The following is an 8,489-nucleotide window of genomic DNA, read 5'->3' on the forward strand; positions in this document are numbered from 1 at the left end:
CCGACCAACGGCAGTTCCTCGATCGCGCAGTCCTTCACCGCGCCCACCGGCGGGGGCACGCTGTCTTTCTGGTACGACGTGGTGTGCCCGGACACGGTCACCTACGACTGGGCGACCGCGACGTTGAAGGACACCACCACCGGCACCACCTCGACCGTGCTGGCCAAGACCTGCGTGGCGAACTCCGGCTGGAAGCAGGTCAGCAAAACGTTGACCGCGGGTGACGGCTACACGCTCACGCTGACCAGCCACGACGATAACTACACGGGCGACCCGACGTACACCGAGTACGACGATGTGGTGCTTGCCCCGGCCTCGACCACGAACGACTTCTCGCTCTCGGTCACCCCGACCGCGGCTACGGTGACCCCGGGCAACTCGGCCGCGGCGACCGTGTCGACGGCGGTGACCTCCGGCAGCGCGCAGTCCGTCGCGCTCTCGGCCTCGGGCCTGCCGACGGGAGCGACGGCGAGCTTCAACCCGAGCTCGGTGACCGCCGGCGCGTCTTCGACGGTGACGATAACCACGAGCTCGAGTACGCCGACCGGAACCTCGAGCGTCACGATCACCGGCACCGGTGCCTCCGCCACGCATACCGCCGCCTTTTCCCTGACGGTCGGCTCCTCCGGCGGGATCACCCTGACCCAGGTGAGCACCGACCCGTATACGGACACTGACGCGCAGCACGCCACCCAGGTCGAGCCGGACACCTTCGCGTATGGCAGCACCGTCGTCTCCGCGTTCCAGGTCGGGCGCGTCTACGGCGGGGGCTCGTCGAACCTGGGCTGGGCCACCTCCACCAACAACGGCGCAAGCTGGAGCCACGGCTACCTGCCCGGGATCACCGTCAACGACGGCGGCAGCTACGCGCAGGTCTCGGACGCGGCCGTCGCCTATGACGCCAAACACGGTGAGTGGATGGTCGTCGGGCTGCCGATCGACTCGTCCGGCAACGCCGCGGGCGTGACGCTCAACCGCTCCACCGACGGCGTCACCTGGGGCAGCGCCACCCGGGCGGTCGGCTTCGACGGACAGGGTTACGACAAGCAGTGGGTGGTGTGCGACGACACCTCCACCAGCGCGTACTACGGCAACTGCTACATCGAGGTCGACATCACCTCCTCGAACAACGAGGAATCGATGGCCGTCTCCAGTGACGGCGGGGTGACCTGGTCCGCGCTGCGCCACCCGGCCGACACCCCGTCCGGACTCGGCGGTCAGCCGCTGGTACAGCCCAACGGCACGGTCGTGGTTCCCTATTCGGCCAACGGCAGCGCGATCCGCTCGTTCACCTCCGCCAACGGCGGCACCTCGTGGACCTCGAGCGTGCTCGTGTCCTCGGTCAGCTCCCACTCGGTGGCGGGCGGCCTGCGCTCGGGCGACGGCCTGCCCAGCGCCGAGATCGACGGCTCCGGCAAGGTCTACGTCGCCTGGCAGGACTGCCGCTTCCGCTCCGGCTGCCCGGCCAACGACATCGTGTACTCGACCTCGACCAACGGCACCACCTGGACGGCCGTGACCAGGATCCCGATCGACGCGACCACCAGCGGGATCGACCATTTCATCCCCGGCCTCGGCGTGGACAAGGCCACCTCCGGCACCACCGCCGAGATAGGCCTGTACTACTACTTCTACCCCAACGCCAACTGCTCGGCGTCCACCTGCCAGATGGAGGTGGGCTATATCGACTCCGCCAACGGCGGCTCGACCTGGAGCACGGCGCAAACCATCGCAGGACCCTTCGGCCTGTCCCAGATCGCGAGCACGAGTCAGGGCACGATGGTCGGCGACTACATCTCCTGCAGCGTCCTTAGCGGCAAGGCGTACGCCCTGTTCGCCATCGGCGCCGCACCGAGCGGCGGAGCCGCGTTCAACGAATCCATGTACACCGCCGGCGGCCTGGCTGTTAGCGGCGGCTCGAACCTCGTCACCGCGGGACCCGTCTTCCCCAGACCCGCCAACTCGGCGAGCACGCTACCGCCCCTAGCCACCCTGCGGTAACCGTTTGACCGAACGCCTGACCCGAGACGCGAACCGGTCGGTATCCCGTGGACAGCGTGGGATACCGACCGGTCCGCGTCTCGCCTGACACCTGGGCCAATCTGAATACGCTCAACCCTGAATCACCAGAGCAGAGTATTTACCACCACTTTGCTCTGGCGTGGTGCGACGTTCGTCATTCTCCCTCTCAGTGCCGACCCGACTCGACGGGCCGGCTCGAGACGGAGGATCACATGCCCCGCCTGATACCCACCCTCGCCGTCGCGGCCACCGCCGCAGCGGCGACGGGACTCTGCTCGACCCCGGCGATCGCCGCGGCGGCTCCGACCCATGCCTCGTCCACGGGCGCCTCGGCCGCGAACTGGGCGCACAGCAACGCGATCCGCAACAACGCCAAGTCACACAAGACCGGCGCGACCGCGAACGCGACCCCGTCCGGTTACGGGCCCTCGGACCTGCAGTCGGCCTACAACCTGCCGTCGAGCACCGCGGGCAGCGGCGAGACGATCGCGATCGTGGACGCCTACAACGACCCGACCGCCGCCGCCGACCTCGCGGTCTACCGCAGCAACTACGGCCTGTCGGCCTGCACGGTCGCCTCGGGCTGCTTGAAGATCGTGAGCCAGACCGGTTCGACCACGAGCCTGCCGCGCACCAACGCGGGATGGGCCACGGAGGAGTCACTCGACCTGGACATGGTCTCGGCGATCGCCCCGAACGCGCACATCATCCTGGTCGAGGCCTCCAGCGCCTCGAACACGAACCTCGGCAAGGCGGTCAACGAGGCCGCGACGCTGGGCGCGAACGCGATCTCCAACAGCTACGGCGGCAGCGAGTCCTCCTCCGACACCAGCTACGACACCACGTACTACGACCACCCCGGCATCGCCATCACCGCGTCCAGCGGTGACAGCGGCTACGGCGTGGAGTACCCGGCGGCCAGCCAGTACGTCACCGCGGTCGGCGGAACCTCGCTGAGCAAGGCCTCGAACACCCGCGGATGGTCCGAGACCGCATGGTCCGGCGCCGGCGCCGGCTGCTCAGCAGATGACGCGCAGCCGAGCTTCCAGGCGTCCGTGGGCACCGGCTGCGCCAAGCGCGCCGTGGCCGACGTCTCGGCGATCGCCGACCCGAACACCGGCGTCGCGACCTACGACTCCACCTCGTACCAGGGCTACGTCGGCTGGCAGGTCTACGGTGGCACGTCCGTCGCGTCGCCGATCATCGCGAGCGTCTACGCCCTGGCCGGCAACACCGCGTCGGTGAACAACGCCGCACTGCCGTACGCCAACACCTCCTCGCTCAACGACGTGACCTCCGGCAGCGACGGGACGTGCTCGGTCAGCCAGCTGTGCACCGCGCGCACCGGCTGGGACGGCCCGACCGGCCTCGGCACCCCTAACGGTGTCGGCGCGTTCTAGGCACGACACCGCGCCCGGGACCGGGTGAAGATCTTCAGCGACCTGCGCCCGCCACGTTCCCTCGCGGCGGGCGCGGGCGTGTCCGGGACCGGGTGCACTCGGCGCCGGCCCGGGCGCGGGTGCCGTGCGCGGGCCCGGCCGCGTTAGGGTGTCACCGCCCGCCCCTCGGACGGCGGTTTTCGGATCGGTACGGCGCGCGGAGGGAGCGGGTGGTGGGCGCGGAGCTCGACGCGGCTCTTCTGGCGGCGCGGCGCGGCGACTCCGAAGGCGTGACGGCGCTGTGGCGGGCGCTCAACCCTCCGCTGGAGCGGTATCTCGCCGCCCTGGTCGGTCAGGCTGCGCAGGACGTGGCCTCGGAGACCTGGCTGCAGGCGGCGCGGGATGTGCCCGGCTTCCGCGGGGACGCGCACGGATTCCGGGTGTGGCTGTTTCGGATCGCGCGCAACCGCGCGGTCGACGAGCAGCGGCTCGAGGGCCGGCGCCGGGAGGAGCCGCTGGGCATGCGTGGTGATTCCGGCGGCGCGGCCCCGGACGCCGCGACGGTCGCCGAGGAACGGCTGGGCACAGACCGGGCGATGGCGCTGATAGCGCGGTTGCCGAAGGAGCAGGCCGAGGCGGTGCTGCTGCGGTCGGTGGCCGGGCTGGATGCGAGGGCATGCGGAGCGATCCTGGGCAAGCGGCCCGGAGCGGTGCGCATCGCGGCGATGCGCGGGCTGCGGGGGCTCGCGGCCATCCTCGAACAGGAGCAGGAACCTGAGACGACACAGTTGTCGCAGGCCGGGCGTGCGCCCTCGCGCGGCGCGGTGAGTGAGGTGCGCGAATGAGTCTGCGTCCGTTGATCTCCGTCCGTGGTTCGAGACGGCTGCTGCACGCCGCCGGGCCGGCCGGGCCGCACGAACAAGCGGTGGCGCAACTGCTCGCCGCGCTCGCCCCCGGCGATGAAGAGCGCGCTGCTCCTGCGACGCTCGTGGCGGCGTTCGCACACAGCGCCGACCGCGGCGTGCGTCGCCGACGTCGAGCAGGCGCCCCCGTGTGGCGTGTGGGCATCGCCGCCGCGATCAAGGCGGGCGCCGTGGTGCTGGTGCTCTCCGGCGGCACCATCGCGGCCGCGGCCGCGGACATCCTGCCGGGCCCGGCCCAGCACATCGCGCACAGCCTGTTCGGGTCCTGGGGCGTTCCCGCCCCGCACACCCCGCCCGCCACCAGCCCCATCCCGCACCCTGCCGCAAGTTCACCTGCCGCCTCCGCAGCACCAAGCCTGTCTCCCAGCGCCGCCGAGCTGACAGGGAAGGCGGGCTCGGTCGCAGCTTCCACGGGCGCCCGGTGTTCGGTTGCTCGCACGCACGCGCCGAGCGACCCCTGTGCTGCTGCGACCGACGCGGCGAGCGGCGATCCGGCGAGCCAGGGCGCGGCCCATGCGAGCGCGGGTGCGGACAATGCCCACAGTCCGAGCCCGCGCGGGAGCTCGGTGCGTTGAGCTCCCGCCTGCGCCGGTAACAGCGCGGACTGGTTGTTCGCCTGTGTATGCGGAGCCGGGGCGCGCCCGGGCTCGCGCGCCGCCGCGCGGCCGGAGAGCACCAGCTCCGTCCACGCGCGGTGGTGCGCCCGCAGCACCGTACGACGAGAGTTGCCGCCATGCCCGAGATCGACCCGTATGCGCCGACTGAACTGCTTCCCGCGCCACGTGCCGTGGAGCAGCCGGCCGCAGCTGCACCGGTGTTCGTGGACGCAAGCGGCCGGCGCCGCCGGGTGGCGCACCGGGTCGCAGTCGCGGTGTTCCTGGCGGCGGGCGGCTACTCCCTGATGGTGATCTGGAGCCTGCTCGGCGGACCGGTCGCACCCGACACGCTGATGCCGTTCTCCGCTCCGCATCCAGCGGCCTCCCCAGCCGCGACCTTGCGGCCGTCGGCAACTCAAGCGCGGGCCGCATCCTCGTCACCGCAGGCCACCCGCGGCGCGGCGGGCGCGGTGACCTCCGCGGCAAGCTCGCCGACCGGGATAGCGTCTACCGCCCCGTCAACTTCTGCGACCGCAAGCACGAGCGCCACCGCCACCGGGCGCCGGCCCACCTCGGCGCCGGGCAAGCCGAGCACGACGGCCACCGGGCACGGGCACTGATGGCGGCTCGGCGCGGGACGCGCCGTGCGGCCAGGGCCGTGCCGCCGCGCGCGCACTGGCTGGTGCTGGTGATCACCATGCTGCTGCTGGCCGGGATGCTTGCTCTAGACGGGCTGGTGCACAACGAGGTCGGCGGCGAGGGCTCGGGCGGCCCGCACACCCCGGGCTCCGCGGCGTCGGTGCCTTCCTCGATCCTGCACGGCGGGCCGGTGATCGACACCCGCGGCGGCGCCGCGCACTCCTTCCAGCCGCTGGCGGGGCACATCGCGCTCAGCTTCGACGACGGGCCGGATCCGCAATGGACGCCGCAGGTCCTGGCCGTGCTCGCCCGCTACCACGTCCCGGGCACGTTCTTCGTGGTCGGCGGGCGCGTGGCCCAGTACCCGGGCCTGGTGCGCGAGGAGGTGGCGGCCGGGGACGAGGTCGGCATCCACACCTTCACCCACGACGACCTGGCGAGTGCGAGCGAGACCCGCCGTGACTTCGAGTTCTCCCAGACCCAGTCCGTGATCGAGGGCGCCGCCGGGCGCAGCACCTCGCTGCTCCGTCCGCCGTACTCCTCCGAGGCCGATGCGCTCGACGACGCTGACTGGTCCGCGATCCAGGACGCCGGAGCCCACGGGTACGTCACGGTCCTGACGAACAAGGACAGCCTCGACTGGCAGCGCCCCGGCGTCTCCAAGATCGTCGCGAACGTCATGCCCGCCTCGGGCACACCGGGGCTGCTGGTGATGATGCACGACGCGGGCGGCGACCGTTCCCAGACCGTGGCCGCCCTCAATATTCTGATCCCCAAGCTGCTCGGGCACGGCTACACCTTCACCACCGTCACCGGCCTGATCGGGCAACCCGCGCCGATCGTGCCGGCCACCTCGGGACAGCGGCTGCGCGGGCAGGTGCTGATCGACGCCGTGCGCATCAGCGTGGCCGCGGTCACCGTGCTGACGTGGGCGATCCTGCTGACCGGCGCACTGAGCGTGATCCGGCTCATCCTGCTGCTGATCACCGCGCGGGCGCACCACCGGCGACGGCGCGGACGTCCGCCCGTGCCCGCCCGCACGCGCCCCGAACCGGTGTCCGTGATCGTGCCGGCGTACAACGAGGAGAAGGGCATCGCCGCCACCATCGAATCGCTGCTGCGCTCGACCCACCCGGTCGAGATCATCGTGGTCGACGACGGCTCGAGCGACAAGACCGCGCAGATCGCCTCTTATTACCTGCACTACGGTGTGCAGCTGCTCACCCAGGCGAACGCGGGCAAATCCGCGGCGCTCAACACCGGAATCCGCCGGGCGCGCCACGAGATCGTCGTCATGCTCGACGGGGACACCGTGTTCGAACCCGACGCCGTCGGCCGCCTCGCCGAGGCCCTACGCGACCCGGAAGTGGGCGCGGTCTCCGGTAACGCGAAGGTCGGCAACCGCACCGGACTGCTCGGCCGCTGGCAGCACATCGAATACGTGGTCGGGTTCAACCTCGACCGGCGCCTGTACGACCTGGCCGGATGCATGCCCACCGTTCCGGGTGCGATCGGCGCGTTCCGCCGTGCCGCGCTCGAACAGGTCGGGGGCCTTAGCGAGGACACCCTGGCCGAGGACACGGATCTGACCATGGCGATCCTGCGCGCCGGATGGCGGGTGCGGTACGTGCCCGAGGCGATCGCCTGGACCGAGGCACCCGCCTCGCTCAGCCAACTGTGGAAGCAGCGCTACCGCTGGTCCTACGGCACCATGCAGGCGATGTGGAAGCACCGGCGCTCCGTCATCGAGTCCGGCGGGTCCGGACGGCTCGGCCGCAGGGGCCTGCCCTATCTGCTGCTGTTCCAGGTGCTCCTTCCGCTGCTCGCGCCGCTCGTGGACGTGTTCGCGGTGTGGGGCCTGGTATTCGGGCAGGCGCTGGAGATGGGCGCGGTCTGGCTCGGCTTCCTCGCCATCCAGCTGATCGCCTCGTGGTACGCCTTCCACCTCGATCGCGAACGCGCCCGAGTGCTGTGGAGCGTGCCGCTCCAGCAGTTCGTCTACCGGCAGCTGATGTACCTGGTGGTCATCCAGTCCGTGGTCACCGCACTGATCGGCAGCCGCCTGCGCTGGCAGCGGATGCAGCGGCGCGGCATGAACCCACCACCGCCCGCCACACCCAGTCCGCTACCTCGCCAGCGCACCGCGGGCGAGCGGCTGTAACACCGACGGCCCGCCCGAGCGCCTACCTGCAAGGTGTCGCCCCCGGAACACGGATGTACTCCGCATTCCCTGGGGCGACGGTGACGGTTGCGGGCCGCGGGGCTACTCCCGTCCCGCCCGCAGCGGCCCGCAGCCGTCACCTCCCTCAGTTCTGCCGCAGTGCCGGCATCGGCACCGGCACGTTCAGACTGGTCGCCCCTGCGCCCGTCCCGGCCTGGCAGGTGTTCGGCGGGAACGTCGTCTGACCGCGGCTCGACGGGGCTCCTGCGGCCCAGAACATGTAACCGAGCATGCCGTCCGTGCTGCCCGCACCCGCGGGAGCGACGGACTCGACCCAACTGCTGGTCGAGTTCTGCAGCGAGGAGGCGAAGTTGTTGCACTCCGGCTCGACCTGGCTCTGCCCGGCGACGAACACCGAGCCGGTGAACTTCGACGGGGCGAGCGGCGCGATCGGCGGGCTGTAGTTCGCCTTGCCGTCCACGTGCTCGAGCCAGTTGGACTCCGCGGAACTGGTGGACGGCTGCTTGCTCGGCACCATCGCGTTCGCGTAGTCCAGAACCGGGTTGCCGGTCGAGAGCCAGTTCGTGGTGGCGTACTGGGTGAGCGCGATCAGGTACCGGTCGCCGGCGGCCAGGTCGATCGTCAAGCGCGCAGCCGGGTTGGCGCCGGTGGCGTCGTACGGGTGTACGCCCCGGTAGCCGTTGATGAACGCCGCCATGCCCGCGGTGTTCGGGCTCGAGCTGTTCTCGTAGTCGATCTCGATGCCGAC

Annotated in this window: 6 protein-coding genes and 1 pseudogene; 6 read left to right on the top strand and 1 reads right to left on the bottom strand. The window is 71.1% G+C overall.

Translation table 11 applies throughout. The features are described 5' to 3' along the window. The 6 genes from VG296_RS04590 to VG296_RS04615 all read left to right on the top strand — a co-directional run. Positions 1 to 2,001, top strand: a 2,001-nt coding sequence (locus tag VG296_RS04590; protein WP_325563384.1) for a sialidase family protein, incomplete at its 5' end; no start/stop codon positions are given. 233 nt (positions 2,002 to 2,234) lie between these two features. Further along, positions 2,235 to 3,422 (top strand): S53 family peptidase, encoded by a 1,188-nt coding sequence (locus tag VG296_RS04595; RefSeq protein ID WP_325563386.1) that lies wholly within the window; start codon positions 2,235 to 2,237, stop codon positions 3,420 to 3,422. Positions 3,423 to 3,634: 212 nt separating this feature from the next. Further along, positions 3,635 to 4,246 carry an RNA polymerase sigma factor gene (locus VG296_RS04600; protein WP_325563388.1) on the top strand — a complete coding sequence of 204 codons (612 nt, stop codon included), beginning with the start codon at positions 3,635 to 3,637 and terminating at the stop codon, positions 4,244 to 4,246. Next, a complete protein-coding gene (locus tag VG296_RS04605) occupies positions 4,243 to 4,899 on the top strand; it encodes a hypothetical protein (protein ID WP_325563390.1) in 657 nt (218 codons plus the stop codon). Before VG296_RS04600 ends, VG296_RS04605 begins: the two co-directional genes overlap by 4 nt. A gap of 158 nt (positions 4,900 to 5,057) precedes the next feature. Further along, on the top strand, positions 5,058 to 5,540 hold the full coding sequence (locus VG296_RS04610; RefSeq protein ID WP_325563392.1) for a hypothetical protein: 483 nt from the start codon (positions 5,058 to 5,060) through the stop codon (positions 5,538 to 5,540). Beyond that, positions 5,540 to 7,720: a bifunctional polysaccharide deacetylase/glycosyltransferase family 2 protein gene (locus tag VG296_RS04615; protein WP_325563394.1), complete on the top strand. Its 2,181-nt coding sequence runs from the start codon at positions 5,540 to 5,542 to the stop codon at positions 7,718 to 7,720. The genes VG296_RS04610 and VG296_RS04615 overlap by 1 nt, the downstream gene beginning before the upstream one ends. Before the next feature lie 145 nt (positions 7,721 to 7,865). On the opposite strand, the pseudogene VG296_RS04620 reads toward VG296_RS04615, so the two are convergent. Beyond that, a pseudogene (locus VG296_RS04620) lies at positions 7,866 to 8,489 on the bottom strand (hypothetical protein); the annotation flags it as partial.

The organism is Actinospica sp. (genome assembly GCF_035552695.1).
GTDB lineage: Bacteria > Actinomycetota > Actinomycetes > Streptomycetales > Catenulisporaceae > Actinospica.